The organism is Streptomyces sp. NPDC058239 (genome assembly GCF_042882185.1).
Classification (GTDB): Bacteria; Actinomycetota; Actinomycetes; order Streptomycetales; family Streptomycetaceae; genus Streptomyces.
In genome coordinates this window covers 1-24,792 of record NZ_JBHVWS010000029.1, presented here as the reverse complement: position 1 = coordinate 24,792, position 24,792 = coordinate 1, and the positions used below count along the sequence as shown (strand labels likewise).

The window sequence follows — 24,792 nt, the reverse complement described above, 5'->3', positions numbered from 1 at the left end:
CGCCGATGACTGCACCACGCTCGCCAGGACACCCGATCTGCTGGAATGTCGTTGATCGTGGAACCAACCCTTGTAGGCAGACCGTGGACCTCGCCCAACCCTCCGTTCCATCCCGCGACTTTCGCCCCCGCTCCTCGGCGCACCGCCCCACCTGCCGGTCCTCCACCGAGGTACCGGGGCACGCGTGCCTGGCGGCGACTCCGCGTCCGGATCCACGAGCACGCCGGAAGGCCGGCTCGCTGGGCGCCATGAGGGGGCCGAGTGGCGGATCACGGCGCGCACGGACGCCCACCGGACAAGCTGAACGAGAAGGTGCAGATCTCGGTGATGACGACCGAGCTGCTGCTGCCCGGACGCGCCTCGTGCCCCGGCGGAACATGGATCGGCAGGCCGATTGCGACGATGCCGACACCGACGTCGGACCGCACCGGCCGGGACGGCCACCCGACAAGAAGTACGGGAAACGGCACGGCGGTACGGAAACAAGGTCAGCGCAGGGCGCCCACCCGACTGCCGTCCGTCAGCGTCCCGTTCAGCCGTGCCCGGTCGCCCGCCCTGGCCGGTACGGCGAGGAGACGGCTGTCGGACCGCCCCTCCACCCCGCCCGAGGTGGTCAGCGAGGCGAACTGCTCGCTGCCCGCGGCCAGTACGTACCAGCGTCCGCCGTGCGACTTCCACAGCACCCCGGCCAGCACCCGTGGATCGCGCATCCCGCAGGCCGGTGTGTCCTCGGCCCGGGCCGCGACCGCCCCGGGCGGGCCGCCTGTTGCGACGGACGGAGCCGACGGGGCCTGGAACTGGGCGAGGACCCGGCTTCCGGTGCCGCGCCAGGTCTCCGCCCTGGTGCAGAGCCAGTGCGCGGAGCCGTTGTCCTCGGGCAGCAACTGCTCGGCGAACTGCCAGGAGTTCACCGACCGTACGCCGTGCGAACGGACCGAGAGCAGCAGGCAGGCGGTCCGCGCCCAGCTGTCCCGCTCCGCCCGTCCGGAGACATCGTGCGCCGCTGACGGCGGGCCCGACGTCAGCCGGGCGGGGGTCAGCTCGCCGAGGTCCGTCATCAGACGCGTCGCCGAGCCGTCGCGCAGCTCGATCGCTTCCCAGGCGCGGCAGCTCGCGGCCGTCGCCGGGCTGGTCAGCGCGGCGGTCACGCCGTCGGGGGTGCGGCGCAGCAGCCGCGGGGCGCTGCCCGGCGCGAGCAGATTCCGTACGGAGACCGCATGCACCCAGGGCGCGGTGAGGTAGCGGACCCGGTCGCGCGTACGGCCCGCGATCAGGGCGCCCGCCGAGGCCATGTCCGCACCGTCGACCCGGGCGAAGTCGAGCGCCACGCCCCCGGCCGGAGAGGCGTCACGCGGCTCCGCGTACCGCACGATGCGCAGCCCGTCGTAGAACAGCACCACCGTCGCCCGGTCCACCGATCCCGCGTACAGCAGCTGCGGCGCACCCATCGGCGGGCCGACAGGTGTCCTCGGAGTCGCCGACGCACGCACCGCGCCGTCCGGATGCGCCCATACGGTGAGCGCTCGGCGCAGCAGCCGGGTATCTCCGGCGCGGTCGCCACGGGTGGGCCAGGAGGTGAAATCGGTACGGGGCGAGCGCCGCCAGAACGTCGCCGACACCCGGTGCAACGCACCTGGATCCAGGGCCTGTTCGGCGGCGGCGTTACGGGTGTACGGCGATACGGGCGGAGTGCCGCGCCCCCAGCCGTTGCCCGCCCAGCCGTTGCCGGGCAGCCCCAGCAGCGCCCCGCACACCAGCAGCGCCGCGACGGCCGCCACCGCCGCCTTCGCGTGCTGTCGGCGGCGCAGCAGATCCGGTGGGCGGGCCTGGAGCGAACAGGGGTCGAACTCCGGGGAGTCGAGCAGCGCGTACGGAGCCGAAACGCCCTCCGCCTCCGCGAGTGCCGCATGCGGGTCCGTCACCCCGGCAGCGACGAGCGCCCGCCGCACCTCCGCATCGGGCAGCCGCTCCAGCCCGCGCAGCACGCAGGCGGCGCGGGCGGGAGCGGAGAGGGCCGACAGCACCTGTTCCAGGGCGAGTTCATCCGAACCGCCGGAATGCGGGAACAGCCGCAGCCCCCACACCAGCGGGAGGAGGAGTGTCACCCGGACGCGGCGCAGCGGACGGCTCGCCTCCAGCGCCCCACGCAGCACCCTCCCGCGGACATACGCATAGGACGGATCCACCACCACCGCGCCGGCGGAACTGCGCGGTGGTGGGACGCCGCCCCCGGCCACGCACCCCGCCCTGCGCCCCGACAGCAGTGCCCGCTGGGCCAGGGCGTGCGCCGTCAGAACACGGCGATGGCAGCCGAGGGACGGCGGCAGTACGAGATAGCCGAGCCGGACCAGTCGCGGATAGTGCTCGACGAGCGCGGCCCCGGCCTGCTCCACATCGGCCGGGCCGGCTGCGGAAGATACCTCTGATAGTGGACGCACGTTCAACAGAACGAGCGAATCGTGCGATGGTCACCCCGGTGCGCTCATGTGCGATGCACCGGGGCACCCCCTCACGACAGCTGCCATCCGCTGAACTCGACAGTGCCGCGCAACCCGCTTCCGCCATTCGTCGCGCTCATGAAGATCCCCACGTCCGAGGCCGCCGCCGCGCACGGCACAAGGACCGTGGCCACCACCCGCCAGGTCACCCCGCCGTCGGTGGAGCAGGAACCGGTGCAGTTGCTCCCGGTCCGGGCCAGCCGCAGCAGTACCGGGGCCTTGATACCGGTGATCCGCTGGTACGTGTCCAGCGTGCCGTCGCCATTCGTGTCGTACGACAGCACCACACCGTTGGACGGTGTCACCGCAAGGTTCAGGAACCCGGCGGAGCCCGGGGCCGCGAGGCTGTTGCGCACCACGATGCCCGACCGCGCCCAGCCCCCGGTGTTCTCCTGCGCGTCCACCCTCACCGTCGCGCTCGACCCGTCGGCCCACGCCCCCTCCCGGTACGCCGTGCCGAACTGGGTGGTGCCCTTCCACAGGTCCTGGCCCGCCCCGTTGATCGCGTACCGCTCGCCGAGCTGTCCGAAGACCGCCGCGTTGCTCGTGTACGTACGCCAGCCGGGCGCCGGAGGCGCAGCCATGTACACCGCGCTGCGCTGCAGATCCGTCACCCGTTCCGCGCCGCGCGGTCCGTACGCGGTGCGCAGCTCGTACGGCATCGGCCGCAGAGGTGCGGTCAGCGGCTCGGACGGGGCGGTGACCCGCCAGCTCACCGAGCCCGTACCGCCGGCCGCGACCTCCTCGATGGCGGCGTCGCCCGTCGCGGTGGCGTCGAGGCCCGTGAGCGCGAAGTCGATCCTTCCGGTGGACCGCAGACCGTTCAGGTTGCGGAAGGAGGCCGTCACCGTGCCGGTGCTGCCGGGCGTGAACGCCACCGGATCGGCCAGGACCGTGACGGTGCCCTGGTACGGGGCGGTGGACAGGGTCTCGAACACGCGCTGTGCCGTGCGATGGGCATCGCCCGTCGCGCGTACCGGGAAGCTCGTGGTCCGCCGGGTCCACTCCTCCTCGCCCACGTACCAGTCGAACGGCTTCGCCGCCCTGCCGGCGTCGAGTGCGTCGGTCAGCTCGTCCAAGTACGCCTGCCACTGCGGGAGATGGACCTCGCCCATCAGCCCCTGCCAGTCGCGGTTGGCGTAGTTGCTGAGATTGTCGGCGGCCGTCCGGTCCGCCCAGGTGGTGATCAGGGTGCGCGCCGTCCACTCCAGCCGCACCGCTTCCGCCGGGCTCGTCGCCAGCCGTTTGGCATCCTCCAGCCACGGCCCCAGCAGAAAGGCCCGGTGACAGCCCGACATCGCCTCCGTCAGCCGCATCAGCTTCAGCCAGAGAGCGGCGAGCGTACGGAATCTGTCCCCGTCCTTGTCGGCGTAGGCGGCCCGGAGCTGTGGCTGAAGAATCCGGGAGCGGTTGGCGAGCGCCTGCCGGGCCAGGTCGGTGAGGTCGTAGCGGTAGGTGTCCGAATCGCGAAGGGACGGGCGTACGTCGAGGAGCGCCGCGAACGCCCGGTCGAAACCGGCCGGGTCGAAGGCGAAGTTGACCGAGGAGGTGATGCTGGGGCGACGGGAGAAGAGGGAGTCGACGGGGCGGCCGTCGGTGCTCGTCAGCCGGTACGCGGTGGCGGCAAGCGCGGCGAAGGCCGCCTCGGCCGACCGGTCGCGGCCGCCGTAACGGACCTGCGGGTAATCCCGGAACCATGCAGTCCGGTCGATCTTCTCGGTCCGCCAGGCCAGTTCGCCGAACAGCTCGAACGCGGCCGGATCGCGCTCCGCCGCCTCCGGCATGTACGCCGTGCCGACCAGGGCGCTGCCCGGCTTGTCGCGCCAGGCCGTGAACTTCTCAGTCCAGCGGTCGGTGTTGGCGCCGATCGTCGTACGGCCGCCGAAGTTCGGGATGGTGCCGAAGGCGTACGGAGCTCCGCCCCAGTCCTTCTCCCGGTCGGTGACCGTGTCCAGATCGGAGAGGCCGTCGACGATCAGGATCCGGTCGGTGTCGACCGCCTCCAGCAGGGCCGGTCGCGGATTGGCCTGCCAGCCGAGGATCACCCAGGTCGCGTCCGGGTGCGCGGCATGCAGGGTGGACTCGACGGCACGGGCGGCGTCCGGCACGGGGACGTCACCGGCGGTGCCGCCCTCGTGCAGCAGATCCATCTTGAAGTGGGCCGCCGGGCCGAACAGCTCTTCCTGATGCCGGTAGAAGGCGGCGGCCACCTCGGCGAAGACGGGGGTGCGCGGGTCGAGCCAGTCGGGGCGGCGCAGTCCGTTCCAGGTGCCCTGCGGGACGACCCGCGCCCCCGGGTTACGAGCGACGAAGCCGTCCGGGACCGTGCCGAAGTAGCCGGGGAACACCGGTGCCATGCCCAGCTCCCGCATCCGGTCGGCGATGCGCCGGCCCAGCTCGGCGCGTCGGCCGATCAGCTCGGGGCCGAGCGGACCGCCGTATCCGCTCATGTTCTGGAGCAGCCACCACGGCTGGTGGGAGGGGGCGGGCAGCCAGGTGCGGGCCTCGGTTTCGGTGTAGCCGAAGTCCTGGAGCAGCCGGTGGTAGACCGCCTCCTGCCCGGCGGTGACCAGGACCTCGTTGCAGCCGTGCAGGGCCAGGACGTCGAGCATCCGCTCCCAGCGCGGCCAGTCGGCGTACGGGGCGGTGTAGCCGTCGTGGGTGTCGTTGAAGGCGAACCGGTGCGCGACGGTCGCGGACCGCTCGACGGGGGTGCGGGGTGCCGGCAGCCGGCGGGGGAGGTCGGTGCGGCTTCCGGACCATGAAATGACCCTGTGACAGGTGTACTTGAGGTACCAGTGCGCTCCGGTCAGGGCGGCGGCCGGGGTGGTGGCGGCGATCTCGACCCGCCCGGTGGTGCCGGTGACGCGGAAGCGGTCGGGGGCGTCGCCGCCGGAGAGGGCGCGGATACGGAACTGGTCCGCGTGGTCCGGCAGCAGACGGCGCAGTGCCTCGCTCGCGGGGGTGAGGTCCTGGGGCGGGCGGGGAGGAGCGGACGGTACGGCGGTGGCCTGTGCCGGTGCGGCGACGCCGGCTGCGGCAGCGGCGCCGATGGCTCCGGCGGTGCCCAGCAGCGTACGTCGTGAGAGCCGGGAGCAGTTTCGGGAGGAGCTGAAGGGCAGGGAAGGTTCCGTCATGGTCCGCACTCCTCGGTGTTGTTCATGGTGGTGCATGTGACAACAGGTGTGTGCGGTGCGCACGTTAATGACGGGTGAGGGGGCGGGCAATGGGGCGTACGGCGGTTTGTTCCGATCCAGCCGTTCGGCCGCCGCAACCGGGTGGGAAGGGGCACGATGGCCGGATGGTGACGCAGCGGGAGATGCGACGCGGGCATGGATCCGGGGTGCCGGCCGCCCTGGCCGTATGCGTGGCCGGTGTGATGCTGCTCGCCGGGTGCGCAGGGGGAGAGGAAGTTCCGCCGACCGCGACCGGCACCCTGGAGCAGCTGGCCTCGAAGGCACACTGCAGGCCGAGCATCCGGACCGATGCCGAGGAACTCCGGCAGGCCAACTGCTCGACGGACGACGGGCGTTATGTGCTGGCGACCTTCGCGAGCGATCGCGGGCAGCGGGAGTGGATCAACGAAGCCAACGACTACGGCGGCTCGTACCTGGTCGGCCGGAAGTGGGTGGCCGTCGGGGATCCGCAGGTGGTCGCGGCACTGCGCGGCCGGCTCGGGGGGACGGTGGAGACCGCCTCGCCGCACCACTCGTCGGGGAGGGATTCCGGCGGGGGCGGCGAGGCGGGGCACTCCGGTCACCACGGGAGCTGACCGCGCAGGTCCGAAAGGGGCAGGCTTTGCTGCCGGGGCCGTCTCAGCGGCACTTGCGACCACCGTTGATGCAGCGAACCACCCTCTGCATCAGGTTGTCGTCGAAGACATTGATGAAGTCGCCGTGATCGGTGACGGGCTTGTGCAGCTGCTCCGGGAACGAGTCGACGGCGAAGCCGGGGCCCGGCGGAACGTCGTACACAATGCGCTGGACCAGCTGGGGAATGGCCCGGAAGCCGTTCGGGCAGCGGCCGTCGTCCTGCGCGAAGGAGACATGGGTGCGGTGATTCGCACTGTCGATGTTCCGGCCGTCCCAGCAGCTCTGGAATGCGAAGGAACGGACCACCTGGCTGCCCGCGGGGCAGATCGGGTATTTGTCCTTCAGCTGCCGGTCCTCGAATCCGGTGCAGCTCCATGAGGCATTGGCGTTGGCGTCCCCGTTGGTGAATGCCTTGGCGTCACCGGTGATGATCCGCAGAAAGCGCGGCATGGCCGTCACCTTCCCGGTGGGACTTCCGATGAATTTCAGTGTGACCTGGGACGGGGTCTGGATCTCCCCGATGTTCTGGTCCTTGCCGCCGCCGTCCGCATCCGCGTCGTTCTCGGCCTGACCGTTCTGCAGACGCAGCACGGGCCAGTAGTACGTGGATCTGTCGCCCTGGTTCCGGCAGCTGGTGTCGCCCTCGGCCAGGTCGTCGTCGCCGGCAAAGGCGTCGTTGGCCTGGTTGCCGACGTAATCGTGCATATGGTGAGCGCCATTGCTCACTCCGGGCGCGACGATGACATTGTCCGGGTTGAATTTGCCGTTCTCGTTGCGTCCGCATTCGGTGATGAACGCGCCACGCGAGGCACCACGGCGTTGACGAGGGGTGTCGGCATCGGGCTGGACGGACCGGATGTCGACGAAGTCGGAGTCCTCGGGACCATTGCCGGCCTGGGGCCGACCTGCCCGGTCCTGGCCGTCCTGGTCCTCACCTGTCTGGTCCTGGCCGTCCTGGTCCCCATCGCCCTGGCCTTGACCGTCCTGATTCCGGCCGTCCTGGTTCCCGTCGTCGGCGCGCAGGCTGCACGGGGCCAGCCCGTCCAGTTCCTTCGGGCGGTCCGCGTTGCGCTCGATGGCGGTGGCGATGCGGTCGATGCTCGCCGTCCGCCGGTCCTCCAGCGGACCGAGCACGGCATTCTCGGCGAGATCCGGATCCCTGGCGATCTCGGCCCTGCGGTCGGCGAATTGCTGATAGGCGTCGGTGATCTGGGTGTCCATCGCCGCGAGTTCGCGGTCGACCTCCCCGCGTGCCCGATCGGGCACGTCGGGAAGCTCGTTTCCCACGTCGGGGCAGTCGATGGTGGACATTTGGCGGCCTGTATTCAAGGACCGGTCGGGAGGCGAGCCGGAAGATCCCTCTCCCGCCGACGCATGGAAATCGAGCGCGACCAGCCCGCCCCCGCCCAGAACCAGTGCGGCCGAGGCGACAATCGCCCGGTTGGTCAGTGTCGAACGTTTCTTGCGCGATGTGCGTCCCATGGAAATCCTGAACTCCTCTGCTTCGAGGGGGAAGCGTGACGTCCCATACGATCCCGGTGTGCGGTCCGTTCAGTCGGTCGTGGAATTCGTGGGAAGCTCCATCCGTAAACCGGATGGAATGCCCAAGTCTCAGGCGAAGGCCGCCATTTGGGGATCCAGTGGTGCCCCGGTCATCCGGTTGCCCAGCGTCGACATCGTGTACGCGCCGATGCCCAGGACCACTTCCAGCGCGTTGCGGGCGGTGTACCCGTGCGCCAGGAACGCCTGGAGCGTCCTGTCGTCGACGGCTCCGGACGTCGCGATCACCGAAAGGGTGAACTGTCTGACGGATTCGAGACGTTCATCCGGCAGGGTGCGTGTCTCCGGCTCGCGCAGGGCCGTGATCAGCTCCGGTTCCGCACCGAGTGCGGTGAGCTTCGCGGTATGCATCGCCACGCAGACGTGACATTCGTTGCGGGTCGCCACCGTCATGATCAGGACCTCTCGGGAGAGCGGGTCCAGGGTGGAGGACTCGAAGATGGCGCTGATCTTCAGGAAGCCGTCGAGCAGCTCCGGTGATGCGGCGAGCCGGGCGACGGCGGCGGGCAGATGGCCCTGCTTCTTCGTCACCGCCTCCATGGAGCGACGGGCGGCGGCGGGTGCGGATTCGAGGGTGTGGTCGGGGAACGGGGATGCGGACATGGGTGACCCCTCCTGTGGATGCTCGCGCTAAAATCGACAACGTGATTGACGAAAAGGTAAACCACGTTGTCGAATCTTGCAATGGCTGAGCGAGGGGGCGAGTCGGGCGTGCGGTCGTCCGAGGGTGACGGGGCGGGCTTCGAGCTGCCCCTGTTGCTGTTCGCCGGATTTCGTTCGATCATCGACGAGTTGCACCGTGAGCTGGCCGAGCACGGTCACCCCGATGTGCGGCCCGCGTACGGTTTCGCGCTCCAGGCCGTCGGCCGTGAAGGTGCTACGGCCAGCGAGATCGGCCGACGACTCGGGGTCTCCAAGCAGGCCGCCGGGAAGACCGTCGAGAAGCTCGAAGGTCTCGGGTACGTGGAGCGTGTCGACGATCCCCGGGACGGCCGGCGCAAGCTGGTCCGGCTGACCGCGCGAGGCGTCGAGGTCCTGGTCAGATCGGCCGAGGGGTTCGACCGGCTGCGCGCCGAGTGGGTCCGGGCGCTCGGTGCCGATCGGGTGCGGGCGATGGAGGCCGATCTGCGTGCGATGGCGCCCGCGAGCGCCTTCCGGCTCGATGCGGCGGGGTGGTTCAACGACTGAGACGGCGTGGGGTTGCCCTCGGGCCTTGCGTTCAGGCTTGGACCAACCAGCTCTACGAACTCTTCACCCGGTACGGACCGATCGAGGTAAAGGTGCTTGAGTCCCGGGCCACACCGCATCTGGGGGCCACGACGCTGCACCTGAGCTCGGCTTCGTAACCCTTGTGGCCGCGCAACTCGCCGGGGTTGCGCGGCCACCGGCCGGAGGGAACCCGGCTCAGCCCCGGTCCAGATAGGCGAGCACCGCGAGAACGCGGCGGTTGTCGTCGTCGGACGGCGGCAGGCCGAGCTTCCCGAAGATGTTCGAGGTGTGCTTGGCCACCGCCCGCTCCGTGATCACCATCTGCGAGGCGATCGCCACGTTCGAACGGCCCTGTGCCATCAGCTCCATGACCTCCAGCTCACGCGGAGTCAGCCCGCCCATCGGCTTGTCCTGCGAGCGCCGCGACAGCAACTGCGAGATCACCTGCGGGTCCATCGCGGTGCCGCCCGCGGCGACCCTGCGTACCGCATCGATGAACTGCTCCGCGTCGAAGACCCGGTCCTTGAGCAGATAGCCGATGCCCCCGTTGCCGTCCGCCAGCAGCTCGCGCGCGTACAGCTGCTCCACATGCTGCGAGAGCACGAGCACCGGCAATCCCGGCCTGGCCTGCCGGGCCGCCAGGGCGCACTGCAGGCCCTCGTCCGTGTGGGACGGTGGAAGCCGGACGTCGACGACCGCGACGTCCGGCTCCAACTCGGCCAGGGCCCGGGTCAGTTCCGGTCCGGTTTCCACAGCTGCCGCGATCTCGAAGTCGTACGCCTCCAGCAGGCGGACCAGCCCGTCGCGCAGCAGGAAGAGATCTTCGGCTAGGACAACTCGCAAGGGATCTCCATGGTCACCATGGTGGGACCGCCCGCGGGGCTGCTGACGGCCATGATGCCGTCGAATGTACCGAGTCGGCGTTCGATTCCGCTCAGGCCCGAGCCGGATCCGACCGCCGCACCGCCCCTGCCGTTGTCCGTGACGCAGACCCGCAACATGGCGTCCGCGTGGTGGATGTCCACCCAGACGCGGTCGGCCCCCGAGTGCTTGGCGGCGTTCGTCAGCGTCTCGCTCACCGCGAAGTACGCGGCCGACTCGATCGCGGCGTCCGCCCGGCCGCGCAGCTCCACCTGGACCTCCGACTCGAAGGGCAGCCGCAGCGCCAACGCCCGGACCGCGTCCCCGAGTCCGCGTTCGGCGAGGACCGGCGGGTGGATGCCCCGGACCAGATCGCGCAGCTCCGTGAGGGCCTCGGCCGACGACTCCCGGGCCATGGCGAGGAGTTTCTTCGCCCGCGCCGGATCCTTCTCGATGAGCGCCTCCACGGTGCCCAGGCTCATGCCCATGGCGACCAGCCTGGCCTGCGCACCGTCGTGCAGGTCGCGCTCGATGCGCCGCAGTTCGAAGGCCGCGGTGTCCACGGCCTCGTGCCGGGTCTCGGTCAGGCGGTCGATGCGCCGGGCCAGCTCCTGCTCATGGGTGGGGGCCAGCACCGAGCGGGCGATCACGAAGTGCAGCCGCAGCAGCCGTTCACTGACCAGCACGCCGGTCGCGAAGAGCACCACACCGAGCGCGGCGGCGGCAAGCCCCGTCGCCTGGCTGTCGACCGGAACGAACGCGTACCAGTAGCGGTCGTCGGTGAAGACCCGCCACAGGCCCGCCGCCAGGACGAAACCCTCCACCGGGTAGAGCAGCAGTGCGCCGGCCACGATCGACACCACATAGCCGGCCGTCATGTCGACCAGCAGCCACCGGATGTCCCGCCAGGTCGCCGGGTCCTTCAGCATCAGCGTGGTCCGCTCCACCTGCCCGGTGAATCCGGTGCGCAGATCCTTCGGGAAGGGGCGGTACGGGACCGGGATGCGGACGTCGGACCAGGTGACCGCGAGCAGCCGGCGCTGGTTGGCGTGCTTGCGGACCAGCTCCAGTACGTAGGGGGTGGTGACCAGGCCGATCCCCAGCGGGATGAAGGAGATGGAGAGCACCGTCCATACGAAGAGGGTGATCGACCCGGCCAGACTGGCGATCGACAGCACGACTCCCCGCCCGGCGGCCAGCAGCGCCCCCCGTACCCGGGCCCGTATCGAGTTCATCTCGGTCCATCTCCCCTCGCCGGGCCCCGTGTCGGGCCCGTCCGCAGACAGTCTCACCCGGCGGGCTCCCCGGACGTCAGCCGTTTCGCCACCCGGGCGGGGTGTACCCAGCACCACCCTGCAGACCTGGCCCTACGGCTCCACGAGAGGGGGCTTCGGCGGCTGGGGCGGGAGGCGCCCCGCTCCTAGATTCATCGGCGGCGCATTCGACGTCGACTTCTTCGTACTTCCTCGCGCTTCTTCCACTTCCATCTGATTCCGTCTGACTTCTGGGGGCGAACACGCCATGAGGCGCAACCTCGCGGCACGCATCGGTGTGTGGAGCGCACACCACCGCAAGACCGCCATTCTTGGCTGGCTGCTCTTCGTCGTGCTCGCCACGGGCATCGGCGGCGCATCCGGTCTGATCGAGATGTCCGACTCGGAGAACGCCGCGGGTGATTCGGCGCGGGCCGAACAGATCCTCGACGACGCCGGGCTGGGGCAGCCCGCCGGCGAGCTGGTCATGGTGTCCACCGTGAAGGCGGGTGACTGGCAGGACGTCGCCCGTGAGATCTCCACCGCCATCGGGAAGACCGGCGAGGTGGCGAACCTCGCGGCGCCGATCCCTTCCGAGGACGGCAAGGACGCGCTGATCACCTTTGACATGAAGGGGGACGCGGCGACGGCGCCGGACAGGGTGCAGCCCGTGCTCGACGCCGTGTCCGCCGTCCGCGCGGACCACCCCGACGTCACCATCCAACAGTTCGGCGAAGCCAGCGCCGGGAAGTGGCTCGGCGATCTGCTCTCGGAGGACTTCAAAAAGGCCGAGTTCACCGCCGTTCCCCTGGCCCTGGGCATTCTGCTGGTCGCCTTCGGCGCAGTCGTTGCGGCGCTGCTTCCCGTCGGTCTGGCACTGACCGCGTGCATGGCCGCCTTCGGACTGCTGTCGCTCGCCAGCCACCAACTGCACCTGTTCCAGACCACGTACTCGGTGATGTTCCTGATGGGCTTCGCCGTCGGCGTCGACTACTGCCTCTTCTACCTGCGGCGCGAGCGCGACGAGCGGGCGGCGGGACGCGACGCCGAGACGGCGCTGCGGATCGCGGCGGCGACCAGCGGCCGGGCCGTGCTCGTCTCCGGGCTCACGGTCATGGTCGCGATGGCCGGCATGTTCCTGTCCGGACTGATGCTGTTCAAGGGCTTCGCCCTCGCCACGATCATCGTGGTCTTCATCGCGATGCTGGGCTCGGTGACGGTGCTGCCCGCGCTGCTGTCCTGGCTGGGCGACCGGATCGACGCGGGACGTGTGCCGTTCCTCAACCGGCGGGGGAGCCGACGCGACAACCGGCGCGCACACACCGGTGGCGGGCTCGCCGGCACGGTGCTGAAGCCCGTCCTGTCCAGGCCGAAGATCTTCGCGGTCGCCTCGGTCGTCGTGCTGCTCGCCCTGGCCGCGCCCGCCCTCGGTATGAAGACCGAACAGCTGGGCCTGGAGAAGCAGTTCGGTTCCAACTCGCAGTTGTCGGTCGCCTACCGGGAGATCGACGAGAGCTTCCCCGGCGGCCCCGCTCCGGCGCGGGTGGTGGTCAGGGCCGACAACATCGAGGCGCCCGCGCTGCGCAAGGCCTTCGACGGCTTCGACGAGGTGACCGTCCACAGGGCGCAGAATGTCGCGGAGATCGAGGTGCCGCTTCCCGACGGCGAGGCCGGCCTTTCCGAGCTGCGCAAGGAGCGGTTGCCCGCCGCGTTCGACGGGACCGGGGCCCAGGTGTACGTGACCGGGGAGATCGCCGGGTCCGTCGACTTCAACGACCAGCTGAAGCGCGGCATCGTCCCCGTCTTCGCGTTCATCACGGCGGTGACCTTCCTGCTGATGCTGTTCTGCTTCCGCTCGTACGTCATCGCCGTGACCTCGATCCTGCTCAACCTGCTCTCCGTGGCCGCCGCGTACGGAGTGATGGTCGCCGTCTTCCAGCACGGCTGGGGGGCCTCGCTGATCGGCTCGGAGGGGGTCGGTGCGATCGAGGCGTGGATTCCGCTGTTCGTCCTGGTCGTCCTGTTCGGACTCTCCATGGACTACCACGTGTTCGTGGTCTCCCGGATCCGTGAGGCCCGCGACCGCGGTCTGCACACCCGGGCCGCGATCGACGAGGGCATCCGGCGGACGGCGGGTGCGGTGACCGGCGCGGCCGTGATCATGGTCGCGGTGTTCGCGGTCTTCGGGACGCTGTCGATGCAGGACATGCAGCAGATGGGCGTCGGCCTCGCCGTCGCGGTGCTGCTGGACGCCACGATCGTACGGATGGTCCTGCTGCCCTCCGTGATGGCGCTGCTGGGGGAGCGGAACTGGCGGACCCCGCGCGGACTGACCCGACTGCCGGGCCTGGAGCACGGCGAGCCGGAGACGGGCATGGGGACGGGGCGGGCCGAGGCTCCGGTGGGGCCGGGGCTGCGTGGCTGACCCGGAACACGAAGCGGCCCCGGTCCGGTACGTACCGGACCAGGGCCGCTCTCATACGCCTTCGGTGCCGTCAGGGGGCGTACTTGTAGCCGACACGCCGCACCGTCTGGATCGACCGGCGGTGCTCGGCGCCCAGCTTGCGGCGCAGCCGGGCGACATGGACGTCCACGGTGCGTCCGTCGCCCACATGTCCGTAGCCCCAGACCGTGGTCACCAACTGGTCGCGGGTGTGCACCCGGTGCGGGTGCGCGACCAGATGGGCGAGCAGCTCGAACTCCAGGAAGGTGAGCTCGAGCGTGTTCCCGTCCACCGTCGCGGTGCGCTGTACGGGGTCGATGCGCACCGGACCCGCGGACGGGTCCTCCACCGGCGACGGCACCATGTACTGGGCGGCCGCAGCGGCAGCCGCGGTGACGGCCGGCTGCTGATCGGCCGGTACGAGCACCAGGTAGCCGATCATCGGCGGCCGGCCCGGCAGCGCCGGAACGGTGTGCTGGGGTGCGGGCAGCCAGGTGGCACCCGGCGGCAGGAACTCGGCCACATCGGCCAGCTGGACGACCTCATCGGGGTCGACGGCGCGCAGCCGGTGGCGGTTGGAGGAGAGGGAGCGGGCGGAGGTGGTGGCCGCAGCGGTCGCCGAAGGCGCCGCGGTGGCGGCGGCTGCGGCGGAGAAGGTACGAGTGTTCGCCATGAGGGTCAGCTCTTTCGCGCGAAGGAGTCGTCGATGGACGGACTTGCTTGCGTGCGCGCGGACCGAAGGCCGGGTGAGCGGCTTTAGAGGGCCTGCGCGTTCAACGCGCGGCAACACACCCGGTCGAAGTCGTGGTGCTGACGGGACGGCCAGAACGGTTCGAGGTCGCTGCGACCTGTCGAGGTGTACTGGATGCTGGCCATGCCCCCATTGAACCAGAGAACGCGACGGCGCAGCAGGCCTCTCTCACTCGTCGGTACGGACCCTTTGCGTTACGTTCCTCACCCCGGGCTGCCGCAACCGATGAGCCGCCGTCCCCTCGCCCCACAGACAGCCGCCCGCCTCAACCGACGAGCCGCTTGCGCCAGTCCAGGCCGGTCAGCTCGATCGCCCGGTCCGGCGAACCGTCCCACTCCACCGTCAGCCCCGCCTCGCCCAGCGCCGCCGCGACCTCCCGGCCCACGGCGGTGGTCGTCTGCGCCGACTGGTCGAACCCGCCGTATCGATCACATCCGACCACTGCCGCTGCTCCTCGACCCGGGCACAGTCCGGCATCCGTACCCGGGTACGCGCGAGGGCGCCCACCGGTGCGGGTGGGCGCCCTCGCGCGGACGACGGAACGGGATCAGACCTGGTCGGCCTTCTCCAGCGCGGTGCAGCAGGTGTCGACGATCAGCCGTGTGACGACGTACGGGTCGACGTTGGCGTTGGGGCGGCGGTCCTCGATGTAGCCCTTCTGGTCCTGCTCGACCTGCCACGGGATACGGACCGACGCGCCGCGGTTGGAGACGCCGTAGCTGTACTCGTTCCACGGGGCGGTCTCGTGCAGACCGGTCAGACGGTCGTCGATGCCCGCGCCGTAGTTCTTGACGTGGTCCATCGGCTTCGAGCCCTCGCCCAGCGACTCGCACGCGGTGATGATCGCGTCGTAGCCCTCGCGCATCGCCTTGGTGGAGAAGTTGGTGTGCGCACCCGCGCCGTTCCAGTCGCCCTTGACCGGCTTCGGGTCGAGGGTCGCGGAGACGTTGAAGTCCTCGGCGGTGCGGTACAGCAGCCAGCGGGCGATCCACAGCTGGTCGGAGACCTCCAGCGGGGACAGCGGGCCGACCTGGAACTCCCACTGGCCGGGCATGACCTCGGCGTTGATGCCGGAGATGCCGAGGCCGGCCTTCAGGCAGTTGTCGAGGTGCTTCTCGACGATCTCGCGGCCGAAGATCTCGTCGGCGCCGACACCGCAGTAGTAGCCACCCTGCGCGGCCGGGAAGCCGCCCTCGGGGAAGCCGAGCGGGCGGTGGCCGTCGAAGAAGGTGTACTCCTGCTCGATGCCGAAGATCGGCTCCTGGCCGGCGAACTGCTCGGCCACCGGACGCAGCACGGCACGGGTGTTGGACCCGTGCGGCGTCATGTCGATGTTGAAGACCTCGCACAGGACGAGAACGTCGTCGCCGCCGCGGATCGGGTCCGGACACGTGAAGACCGGCTTCAGCACCCGGTCGGAGGCGTGGCCCTCGGCCTGGTTGGTGCTCGAACCGTCGAAGCCCCAGATCGGCAGCTCCGCGACATCCTGCGACGGACTCCCGGCCATGATCTTCGTCTTCGAACGGAGCTTGGCGGTCGGCTCGGTGCCGTCGATCCAGATGTACTCAGCCTTGAACGTCACGGAAGCCATCCTTTGCGGGTGCTGCGGTGCTGCGGTCCGGTCTATGCAGCGCAGCTTCGCAAGACGCGATTTCCCGCCCGTTGCCCGAATGTGAACCCCGTGTTACCGAGGTTTCCCGCGTTGTGCGCGGGCCCTGAGCAGCGACCGTTCACGCACGGGCCCTGAGCAGCGACTCGAAACCGGCGGCCCGGATCCGGCGCACCAGTTCCTCCTCGGTGGTGCCCAGCGCCACGGCCGCCTGCGCGAGCCGCCAGTCCGCGTCGGAGAGCCGGTGCAGCAGATGACCACGCCTGATCTGGGCCTCGGACAGCCGGAACGTCTTCAGATACGCGACCTGCCCCTTGTGATCGGTGATCGTCTCACCGATGTGCTGGCCCTCCCCATTGCGCAGGAACGGCGGCAGGAACCGCCACAGTGTGAACGAGCCCATCCGGTACACCCGGTCGAAGGCGTACGAGGTGTCCAGCAGCTCACGTGCGAACAGGGTGTCGTGCGCCTCGGCCCACTCCCGCTCCTGCGCCCGCGCCGCCGCCCGAAGACCGGCGAGCGTCCGCAGATGCGGTCCATCGGAAATCCGCGCCGCGAACTCCGCCACCGGCGCGCCGTACAGCGCGTACTGGTGGACCAGTTCCCCGTACAGATCCTGTACGAGCGAAGGGTGCAGCAGACGGTAGTCGTCCGGGTGCGGCAGAACGAAGGCGGCAGCGAGCGCATCGGCCGCGTACACCATCACCCCGCACTGGCCGGGATGGATCTCGAAGGCCCGCAGCGCGTCGCCGAGCCCGCGCACCGACCACCCCATGTACGCGTCCTCGGCACGCGGCGAGAGCCCGTCGCGCAGCGCCTGCCGCGACCACTCCTCCCAGGCGACCGCGGGGCCACCGAAGTGCAGGGCGAGATAGCCCTCCATCGCGAGGTGCAGCGGCAGGAAGCGCAGCCGGTCGCCCGGCTGCCGCTTGGCCATGCGGTGGTGGCGGTTGCGCTGGAGCCGTGCGGTCCGGGGCGGCGGGCTCCCGGGCGAGGTGCCCGCGCCCAGCTGCGTACCGTACGCGGCGGACCGGGCGCCCTCACCGGACCAGTCGGCGACGAAACCGTGCGGGATGTACGAGGTGTAGTGCGTGCGCGGACCGACGTCCACGACGCCGCTCCCGTAACCCGTGTAGATCTCCCGGTGCAGCCGAAGCCCCCCGACCGGCTGCTCGCGCACCAGCGGCACCAGCCGGATGCCGCCCCACACCTGGGCGGGGCGGGTGGCGAGCCCGGCAAGTTCAAGCCTGTTCACGATGCGGCTCCCGCCTTCTCCCCACTCACGAAACGTGCCACCTGCCGGTCCAGATAGGCGTACAGGGCCGCCGGTCCCGTGCGTCCCTCGGCGAACTGTGCGATCTCCACCAGCGCCGGCAGATCCTCCGCGTCCCGGATCCCGGCTGTGGGCACGCTCTGCGCGAGGCGCCGCACATCGAAACCGTCCGCGTCGTATACGGGGTTCACATGCACCACAGCAGTTCGCCGGTCCGGATCGAGCCGGGTCCGCCACACCCGCAGCACCTCGCCCGCGAGTCCGGGCGGCGCGTTGTCCCAGCCGTCCGAGACGATGACCAGCCGGTCCGGGCCGTGCTCCAGGGCATCCAGTACGCGGGTGCCGAGCGGGGTCGGGCCCCAGGGCCTGACCAGCAGCGGATCCGTGCCGCCCGAGGTCCACAGCGGGATGTACGCGCCCGGCGCGGCCAGCCTCTCCAGCAGGAAGTGGCAGGCCAGCGCCACGGCCAGCGGACGGCGCCGCTTCTCGCCCGACCCGGACGACGAGTAGCTGTCGTCCAGCACGGCGGCGACCCGGCCCCAGCTCCCGGCGTGCGGGCCCGCCGCTCGGCGGGCGGCGGTCCGCAGGGCATGGGTCAGCTCCTTGCGGTGGAGCCCCCGCACCTCGAAACCGAGCGACAGGACGTACAGGGCGAGCCGGGTCAGCGGCATCACCGTCAGGTCGACGTCCGTGGGCAGCCGCACAGCGTTTTTGGCGCTGCGCTGCCCCTGGGTCCGCAGCCGCTCCAGGCGGGTCATCCGGGGCACCATCCGCTCCAGGAACACCTCGCGCTTCATCCCGTGCCGGGCGGCGAAGCCCTCGGCGACGGTGAACGGCAGCTCGTCGACGGCACCCTGCGCGTAGTGGGCGCGCCGCCATGCGTCGAGCAGCTGGTGCCGGTAGCGCGGCCGCCGCCCCGGCCGGAACAGGAAGTCCCCGGTCTCGCCGGGCTCACCGGGCCCGCCGAACCGGAGGTGGGCATGGCGGGCGGCGGTCTTCAGACCGGCGCGGTACTTCACGGCGTCGTGCGCCGGATCCGGCCGGGCGGCCAGCCAGTCGCGCATGATCGCGCGGGTGCGCCGGTTGTTCACCTTGGCCCCGCGCAGCGCCCGGAACAGCCGGTACACGCGCTGCGGCGGCAGCTTCGCCAGCCGGGCGGCGATCAGCCGGCCCTCGGTGCGCTTCTCCTCGGCGGTTGCGTCGGAAGCGCTCTCCAGCAGGCCCTGGACTATGCGCACGGCGTTGTGGTCGTTGATGTCGAGGGCGAGCGCGGCGGCGTACACCCGGCGGTAGTTGACCCGTACGTACTCATGGAGGAAGTCCAGCGAAAGCCGCTGCTGATACGCCGTCGAGCGGAACTCACGCTGTCCGGTGGCGGTGATCGCCGCATTGACGAAGAGGAGTACGTCCTCGGCCGCGACGAGGTCGGCACCGGTCCCGGTGCGAGTGGTCTCGGTGCTGGTCGTCATGGTTTCCCCCGTGGTGTCACGCGCCGCCGTACGCAGGGGCGGAGCGCCGGCCGGGGAATGGGGGCGCGAACAGCGAAATCACTGCTTCATAGGCAAGTCCCGGAAGTCGCGCCGGAGTCCCGCGGCCGGCACCGCAAACGTAGCCATTGAGGCTCACTCTTCGCCAGCTCAATACAGGAGCGGTCCGGCGAACCCGGCAGACTTGCCCCATGACGACACTTCCCGCGACCCCCTTGCGCATCGGCCTCGTCGGCACGGGCCCCTGGGCCCGGAACACCCAGGCCCCGGCCCTCGCCGCCCACCCCGGCGTCGCACTGAGCGGCGTGTGGGGCCGACGCCCCGAGGCCGCGAACGCGCTGGCCGCCGCCCACGGCACCACGGCGTACACCGATGAGGAGGGTATCGACGAGCTCTTCGCGGCCAGCGACGCCATCGCGTTCGCCGTGCCGCCGGACGTCCAGGCCCCGCTCGCCGCCCGCGCCGCGGCCACCGGCCGCCATCTGCTGATGGACAAGCCCGTAGCGACCACCGTCGCCGGAGCCCGCGAGGTCGCCCGTGCCGCCGAGGAGTCCGGGGCCGCATCCATCGTCTTCTGCACCCTGCGGTTCGCGGCCGAGACGTCCGCCTGGATCACCGAACAGGCCGCCCTGGACGGCTGGTTCACCGCCCGTGCCGAGTGGATCGGAGCGCTGTTCGCCCCCGGTACGACCAGCGAGTACGCCGCCTCGCCGTGGCGCCGCGAGAAGGGCGGCCTGTGGGACGTCGGCCCGCATGTCCTGTCGGTCCTGATCCCGGTACTGGGTGACGTGACACACCTGACCGCGGCCCCCGGCCCGTCCGACACCACCCACCTGATCCTTCGCCACACCTCCGGCGCATCCAGCACGGTGACGCTCGCACTGGGTGCCCCGGTGGGCGCGGTGGGCACGGAGATCGAACTCAAAGGCGAACAGGGAGTCGCCACGATGCCGCGGTGGGGCGACGCGGTCGGTTCATTCCGGGCGGCGGTGGACGCACTGATCGACTCGGTACGCACGGGGGAGCCGCACCCCTGCGACGTCCGGTTCGGACTACGCCTGACGGAACTGCTGGCCGAGGCGGAGAAGCAGGCGGGGGTGTAGGGAGACGGGGGCCGGGCCGGTACGGGCTCCGCAGCTGCATCAACCGTGTCCGGAGCCGCAGCCGGGCCTCCACCCCGGCCCTCGGTGCCACTCGCTGCGGCCGCCGGACAGTCAGGGAATGCTGGTGACCGCCTGGTGCGCGGCAGACAGGAAGCGCCGGACCGCGGCCGTCTCGCTCTCGTCGAATTCGCGCAGCACGGCCACCGTGTCGCCGATCAGCGGCCCGAAGAAGGACCGTCCCAGCTCCACCGCCCGTGGCGTCACGCCCAGCAGTACCCGTCGGCGGTCACGAGGATCACGCGTGCGTTCGAGATGACCCAGGCGCTCCAGGCGGTCGATGACCGAGGTGGTGCCCGCCGAGTTGAGGCCGAGCTGGGCGCCGAGCCACCCGGCGGTGGCGTCCGTACCGGCCCGCTCGGCGTCCAGCAGGCAGATCAGGGCCCGCACATCGGTGGAATGCATGTCGTGCCGGGCCGCGAATTCGGCCTGGCGCAGACCGAATTCGACCGTCACCTTGCGCAGCAGATGGACGATCTCCATTTCGGGGCCTTGGTCGATCACCCCTGTCCCTCCCTCTCGACTCGCCGATATTATCTCGCTGAGCGAGATAATATCGGAAGGCATCCAACCGGGGAGGCATCCCATGACCACCACCTCGTTCCTCGCTGCGTACGACGCAGTCCTGGCGGCCAAGTGGCCGGCCGGCACACGCAGCAGCCGGGTCCCCACCCCGTACGGCATCACCCACATCAACAGTTGCGGCCCCGAGGATGCTCCACCCCTGGTGCTGCTGGCCGGCGGTGGTTCCACCTCCACCGTCTGGTACGCGCAGGCCGCCCACCTGGGCCGCACCCATCGCGTCCACGCCGTCGACCTCATCGGTGACCCGGGGCGTAGCGTGGCGGGGGAGCGCCCGATCCGTACGGTGGAGGACCTGACGACGTGGCTCGACGCGGTGCTGGACGGCCTGGACGTCCGCCGCGGCGTGCTGTGCGGGCATTCGTACGGGGGCTGGATCGCCCTCCAGTACGCCCTGCACGCGCCGCCCCACCGCGTCCGGAAGCTGATACTCCTCGACCCGACCCAATGCTTCGCCGGCTTCCGGCCCGGCTATCTACTGCATGCGCTGCCGATGCTGCTCCGCCCCGGCGCGGAACGGACGCGCACCTTCCTGGAGTGGGAGACGGGCGGAGCGGCGCTCGACCCGGCGTGGCTGCAACTGCGCTGCGCGGCAGCCGGCTTCCCGTCCGTCCGTCCCGTCACCGGACCCCGTCCCGCACCCGAGGCCCTGGGCCGACTGGACGTACCGACCCTGATCCTGCTCGCCGGAGCCGGCCGCGCCCATGAGCCGGCCCGCGTCGCCGCCGCCGCCACCCGGCTGCTCCCGCACGCGCAGACGGCGACGATCCCCGGCGCGACGCACCACACCCTGCCGCTGCACGAGCCGACGGCCGGCGAACTGAACCGCAGGATGGAGGACTTCCTGATGACCCGATAGTTCCAGCGCGAGGTGCTCAGCGCTCCATGGCGTCCCGTACCGCCTCGTCCGTGCGCGCCACGACGGCGGTGCCGTCGTCCGCCGTGATGATCGGCCGCTGGATCAGCTTCGGATGCCCGGCGAGCGCCGAGATCCACCGCTCCCTCGAACCGGCCTCGCGCGGCCACTCCTTGAGTCCGAGATCCTTCGCGTCCGCTTCCTGCGTCCGCGTGATGTCCCACGGCTCCAGCCCGAGCCGGTCGAGCACGGCCCGGATCTCGTCCGGCGACGGCACATCCTCCAGATAGCGTCGGACGGTGTACTCGGCGCCCTCCGCATCGAGCAACTGCACCGCGCTGCGGCACTTGGAACAGGCGGGATTGATCCAGATCTCCATGGGGCCAACGATACGGGAGGGACGGTGCGAAAACCGGTCTGGCCAGCGGCGATTGTCAGTGGTGGGCCGTAAAATAGAGGCAGTTCGTGAGGGTTTCACGACCGTGCCAGGAGGTTGCCCATGGCCGTTGCCGCAGTCACGACCAAGCCGCTCCACAAGCCCCTGCAGAAGAAGCCGCTCCCCGCGGGCCGGCCCCGCGAGTGGTACGTCTCCCACAATCGCCGCCTGAAGGCCATGCGCCTGGCGATCGCCCTGCTCGACACGGGCGTCTACTACCCGTCGACCGCGACCAACGACAAGATACGTACGACTGCCGAGCGCATCGGCATCCACCCGCCGTCCGACACGACCTGCCGCATGGTCCGCGCCCTGATCCGCTACGGCCGCTGACCGTGACGGCTGACGGCTGACGATCGACTGCTCGCGCACGCGAAGCCTGTGCCTCCGGCAAACCCCGGGGGCACAGGCACGTACGACCGCAGCCGGCTCAGAACCCGCTGCAGGTGGCAGTGGCAAAGGCCCCGGACGCCGAGGCCGTCCGGACTGTCCCGTCGTCCACCGTCACGGCGCAGGCGACCTCGCCACCCGACTTCCCGAGCGTGACGGCGAAGGAGCCGCCCTTCATGAAGCCCTTGGTCTTCAGCTCCCCGGTCCACGGCAGCGTCCTCAGTGTCAGCCGTACGGTCAACAGGTCGCCGTCCTGCCAGGTGAGGTAGGTGACCATGACGTCCTCGGCGGTGCCGGTGACCTCGTACGTGATCCGCAGGGGCTTCGTTCCCTCCCTCGACAGCTCACCGGCGACCACCGCGACGGCCGCGGCACCACCGCACGCCAGTACCAGCACGACGACCAGCACCACCCAGGGCCACTGCCGCCGCCGACGGGGCTGTGGCCGTGGCCGGGTCCATGGCTGGTCCGGGACGCCGCCCGGGTCCTGGTCGCTCATGCCACCAGACTCGGCCGTCGCCCGGTACGCAGCGACTCCACGGGGCAGCCGCTCCCTGACGTACGACCTCCGCTCCGGCCCGGTCCATCACCCGTCCGGCGTACACGGCATGCGGCCCCGCCCGCTGCCCCTTTGACTGGGGCGATGGGCCAGTACTGGGAGGCACGATGACGAGGAAAGCCGCACAAGGTCTGTGGGCCGCACTGCTGACGACGGCCGTGATGTCGACGGCCGCCGCTTGTTCCGACGACGGCCACAACGCCTCCGGCGCGGCGTCCAAAGCCGCGTCCGCCGCGGCGTCGGTGGCATCCAGGGGTTCCGACGTGGTGGCCTCGGCGACAGCCGCCGCAGGCGAGAAGCTGAAGGGCTTCAAGAACGGCGTGAACGCCAAGAGCGACATCAAGCTGGGCACGCCGAGCACCGGCCACGACGGCCACGCCACCGCGAAGCTCACGGTGACGAACAGCGCCGACTCGGCGAAGTCGTACGCCGTGCAGATCAACTTCCGCGACCCGAGCGGCAATCTGCTCGACACGGTGGTGGTGACGGTCGACGACGTCGGCCCGAAGGCCTCCAAGGACGCCATGGCCCGCAGCAACCGCAAGCTGTCGGGCGACATCAAGGCCGACGTGGGAACCGCTCTGCGGCACTGATCGCAGATCACGCCACAACTGCCCGCATCTCGTGGGCAGTTGTCCTGCCGCTCCATGGATGCAACGACCGTCGCCATCGCGCCGGCGTTCATCGGCTACGCGGCAGTCCACTGGATCCCAGACAGCCCCGTCAGTGGTGGATGTTCCGCTGTTGTTCCCATGAGGCCGGCCCCCGAAGCGCGTACCACGGTGGAGTCCGCACCCGGTGCGGCCGGCAGGAAAGCGCCGTCAGCTTGTTCTCGGTGCCGGTGCCGGGTTGCGGGATCTCAAGAATGATCCGCCGATCCGAGCAGTCGTCGACAATGAGCGCGCTCTCCTCCAGCACCATACGGCCGACGAATGGATGGCTCACTTCCCGGGCGGTGACATGGCGCCTTTCGATTTCATGCTGCTGCCACCATTTGCGGAATTCCGGGCTGTTCTGGCTCAGCTCACCGACCAGTGTGGTGAACCAGGGTTCGTGGACGTACAATCCGGTGGCCGCGCGGAACTCGGCCAATACGGATCGGGCGCTCGGCTCCCAGTTCTGAATCAATTCACGCAGATATCCGCCGAAGAACAGCCACAGCATATGCCGGTGTTCAGGGGGTATTTTGGTGAGATCACCGTAGACATCGGTTCTTGCCTGGTTCCAGGCAAGAATGTTGAACCGGGGACCGAGGACGAATGCCGGATGCGGATGCTGGCTGTCCAGGATGCGCTGGAGAGCCGGAGACACGCCGTCCGCGGGAACGCTCGTGCTGGAACGGGCGTCCCTGTTCGCCAGGGCCAGGAGATAGTCGCGCTCTTCGGCGCTGAGGCGAAGGGCTTCGGCCAACGAATTGAGGACCTGGTCGGAGACCCGGATGTCCCGGGCCTGTTCGAGGCGGGCGTACCAGCAGGCGCTGATCCCTGCAAGGTCGGCGACGTCTTCCCGTCGCAGGCCCGGGGTACGCCGTGATGCTCGTGACGGAAGGCCGACCTCTTCCGGCTGAAGGGCCAGCCGTCGTGTTCTGAGGAAGTCCGCGAGCTCTGCTCGCCGTTGGTCGTAATTCATCCGTTGTTCCCTCTGCTGGGCGACTGGGGCGATTATTGCCCTACTGCGGATGGTTATTACCGGGGACCTCTACACCCAGGATAGTCGGTTTCCGGATGCGCGCTCTGCGACGTGTGTGGCCGCTGCTGGAAGCGGCGTCGGTTCAGTAGCGGCGCCCCGCTCGGCCGGTTTCCCAGCGGGCCTCGCCGCTGTTTCGGGAAGAACCGTTCTGTGGCGAGCGAGCCGGCTGGCACCGGCTCCGGGCGGATGGCCGGGGCCACAGCCGGCTCACCATCGCCTGCGTGCTGCAATGCCGCGGGGGCCCCGGGCCCCCCCCGGGGGGGGCCCCCCCGGCCCGGGTGGGGCGCCCCCCCCAACATGGGGCGGGCCCGCGCCGGCGGGGCCCCGCCGGTGAGGTGTTGGTTGGGGTGCGGGACCGCCGAGA

The 24,792-nt window shown here is 70.3% G+C and carries 21 protein-coding genes and 1 pseudogene; 7 read left to right on the top strand and 15 right to left on the bottom strand.

Features of this window, described 5'->3' with window-relative positions; translation table 11 throughout:
* Window positions 1-488: 488 nt before the first annotated feature.
* A complete protein-coding gene (locus ACFVYE_RS27330; protein WP_389607533.1) occupies window positions 489-2,438 on the bottom strand; it encodes a hypothetical protein in 1,950 nt (649 codons plus the stop codon).
* 71 nt (window positions 2,439-2,509) lie between these two features.
* Entirely contained in the window at window positions 2,510-5,635 is a 3,126-nt protein-coding gene (locus ACFVYE_RS27325) for an alpha-N-acetylglucosaminidase TIM-barrel domain-containing protein (RefSeq protein WP_389607532.1), read from the bottom strand.
* A gap of 164 nt (window positions 5,636-5,799) precedes the next feature.
* On the opposite strand from ACFVYE_RS27325, the gene ACFVYE_RS27320 reads away from it, so the two are divergent.
* On the top strand, window positions 5,800-6,270 hold the full coding sequence (locus ACFVYE_RS27320; RefSeq protein ID WP_383975563.1) for a hypothetical protein: 471 nt from the start codon (window positions 5,800-5,802) through the stop codon (window positions 6,268-6,270).
* A 43-nt stretch (window positions 6,271-6,313) separates the two neighbouring features.
* Here the strand turns inward: ACFVYE_RS27320 and ACFVYE_RS27315 are convergent, their stop codons facing one another.
* Together ACFVYE_RS27315 and ACFVYE_RS27310 are read right to left on the bottom strand one after the other, a co-directional pair.
* Entirely contained in the window at window positions 6,314-7,792 is a 1,479-nt protein-coding gene (locus ACFVYE_RS27315) for a DUF1996 domain-containing protein (RefSeq protein ID WP_383975560.1), read from the bottom strand.
* Window positions 7,793-7,921: 129 nt separating this feature from the next.
* Window positions 7,922-8,473 (bottom strand): carboxymuconolactone decarboxylase family protein, encoded by a 552-nt coding sequence (locus ACFVYE_RS27310; RefSeq protein WP_389607531.1) that lies wholly within the window; start codon window positions 8,471-8,473, stop codon window positions 7,922-7,924.
* A gap of 81 nt (window positions 8,474-8,554) precedes the next feature.
* On the opposite strand from ACFVYE_RS27310, the gene ACFVYE_RS27305 reads away from it, so the two are divergent.
* On the top strand, window positions 8,555-9,058 hold the full coding sequence (locus ACFVYE_RS27305) for a MarR family winged helix-turn-helix transcriptional regulator (protein WP_383975555.1): 504 nt from the start codon (window positions 8,555-8,557) through the stop codon (window positions 9,056-9,058).
* A 216-nt stretch (window positions 9,059-9,274) separates the two neighbouring features.
* Here ACFVYE_RS27305 and ACFVYE_RS27300 read toward each other — a convergent pair whose 3' ends face one another.
* Window positions 9,275-9,922, bottom strand: a complete 648-nt coding sequence (locus tag ACFVYE_RS27300; protein WP_383975552.1) for a LuxR C-terminal-related transcriptional regulator — start codon at window positions 9,920-9,922, stop codon at window positions 9,275-9,277.
* The gene (locus tag ACFVYE_RS27295; protein WP_383975549.1) at window positions 9,907-11,175 is read right to left on the bottom strand and encodes a sensor histidine kinase; all 1,269 of its coding nucleotides are present in this window, start codon (window positions 11,173-11,175) and stop codon (window positions 9,907-9,909) included. Before ACFVYE_RS27295 ends, ACFVYE_RS27300 begins: the two co-directional genes overlap by 16 nt.
* A gap of 286 nt (window positions 11,176-11,461) precedes the next feature.
* On the opposite strand from ACFVYE_RS27295, the gene ACFVYE_RS27290 reads away from it, so the two are divergent.
* A complete protein-coding gene (locus ACFVYE_RS27290) occupies window positions 11,462-13,618 on the top strand; it encodes an MMPL family transporter (protein ID WP_383975546.1) in 2,157 nt (718 codons plus the stop codon).
* A gap of 70 nt (window positions 13,619-13,688) precedes the next feature.
* Here ACFVYE_RS27290 and ACFVYE_RS27285 read toward each other — a convergent pair whose 3' ends face one another.
* From ACFVYE_RS27285 to ACFVYE_RS27265, 5 genes and pseudogenes are all read right to left on the bottom strand, one after another.
* Window positions 13,689-14,309 carry a winged helix-turn-helix domain-containing protein gene (locus ACFVYE_RS27285; protein WP_383975544.1) on the bottom strand — a complete coding sequence of 207 codons (621 nt, stop codon included), beginning with the start codon at window positions 14,307-14,309 and terminating at the stop codon, window positions 13,689-13,691.
* 343 nt (window positions 14,310-14,652) lie between these two features.
* Window positions 14,653-14,811 (bottom strand): annotated as a pseudogene (locus tag ACFVYE_RS27280) (DUF6891 domain-containing protein); the annotation flags it as partial.
* 123 nt (window positions 14,812-14,934) lie between these two features.
* Window positions 14,935-15,969 (bottom strand): glutamine synthetase, encoded by a 1,035-nt coding sequence (gene glnII, locus ACFVYE_RS27275; protein WP_383976868.1) that lies wholly within the window; start codon window positions 15,967-15,969, stop codon window positions 14,935-14,937.
* 148 nt (window positions 15,970-16,117) lie between these two features.
* Window positions 16,118-17,251, bottom strand: coding sequence for a hypothetical protein (locus tag ACFVYE_RS27270; RefSeq protein WP_383976866.1), 1,134 nt, complete (start codon window positions 17,249-17,251; stop codon window positions 16,118-16,120).
* Entirely contained in the window at window positions 17,248-18,738 is a 1,491-nt protein-coding gene (locus ACFVYE_RS27265) for a hypothetical protein (RefSeq protein WP_383976865.1), read from the bottom strand. Before ACFVYE_RS27265 ends, ACFVYE_RS27270 begins: the two co-directional genes overlap by 4 nt.
* Before the next feature lie 209 nt (window positions 18,739-18,947).
* On the opposite strand from ACFVYE_RS27265, the gene ACFVYE_RS27260 reads away from it, so the two are divergent.
* Window positions 18,948-19,859 (top strand): Gfo/Idh/MocA family protein, encoded by a 912-nt coding sequence (locus tag ACFVYE_RS27260; protein ID WP_383976863.1) that lies wholly within the window; start codon window positions 18,948-18,950, stop codon window positions 19,857-19,859.
* Window positions 19,860-19,970: 111 nt separating this feature from the next.
* Here the strand turns inward: ACFVYE_RS27260 and ACFVYE_RS27255 are convergent, their stop codons facing one another.
* Window positions 19,971-20,420 carry a MarR family transcriptional regulator gene (locus ACFVYE_RS27255; RefSeq protein WP_383976862.1) on the bottom strand — a complete coding sequence of 150 codons (450 nt, stop codon included), beginning with the start codon at window positions 20,418-20,420 and terminating at the stop codon, window positions 19,971-19,973.
* Window positions 20,421-20,502: 82 nt separating this feature from the next.
* On the opposite strand from ACFVYE_RS27255, the gene ACFVYE_RS27250 reads away from it, so the two are divergent.
* Complete coding sequence (locus tag ACFVYE_RS27250) at window positions 20,503-21,357, top strand: alpha/beta fold hydrolase (protein WP_383976860.1); 855 nt, start codon at window positions 20,503-20,505, stop codon at window positions 21,355-21,357.
* Window positions 21,358-21,373: 16 nt separating this feature from the next.
* On the opposite strand, the gene ACFVYE_RS27245 is transcribed toward ACFVYE_RS27250, so the two are convergent.
* A complete protein-coding gene (locus ACFVYE_RS27245) occupies window positions 21,374-21,733 on the bottom strand; it encodes an arsenate reductase family protein (protein WP_383976858.1) in 360 nt (119 codons plus the stop codon).
* 120 nt (window positions 21,734-21,853) lie between these two features.
* Between ACFVYE_RS27245 and ACFVYE_RS27240 the strand changes: the two genes are divergently transcribed.
* Window positions 21,854-22,123 (top strand): hypothetical protein, encoded by a 270-nt coding sequence (locus tag ACFVYE_RS27240; protein WP_093897585.1) that lies wholly within the window; start codon window positions 21,854-21,856, stop codon window positions 22,121-22,123.
* A 97-nt stretch (window positions 22,124-22,220) separates the two neighbouring features.
* Here ACFVYE_RS27240 and ACFVYE_RS27235 read toward each other — a convergent pair whose 3' ends face one another.
* A complete protein-coding gene (locus ACFVYE_RS27235) occupies window positions 22,221-22,679 on the bottom strand; it encodes a hypothetical protein (RefSeq protein WP_383976856.1) in 459 nt (152 codons plus the stop codon).
* Between the two features lie 167 nt (window positions 22,680-22,846).
* Between ACFVYE_RS27235 and ACFVYE_RS27230 the strand changes: the two genes are divergently transcribed.
* Window positions 22,847-23,332, top strand: coding sequence for a hypothetical protein (locus ACFVYE_RS27230; protein WP_383976855.1), 486 nt, complete (start codon window positions 22,847-22,849; stop codon window positions 23,330-23,332).
* A gap of 130 nt (window positions 23,333-23,462) precedes the next feature.
* On the opposite strand, the gene ACFVYE_RS27225 is transcribed toward ACFVYE_RS27230, so the two are convergent.
* Window positions 23,463-24,368, bottom strand: coding sequence for a helix-turn-helix transcriptional regulator (locus ACFVYE_RS27225; protein ID WP_383976853.1), 906 nt, complete (start codon window positions 24,366-24,368; stop codon window positions 23,463-23,465).
* Window positions 24,369-24,792 lie beyond the last annotated feature (424 nt).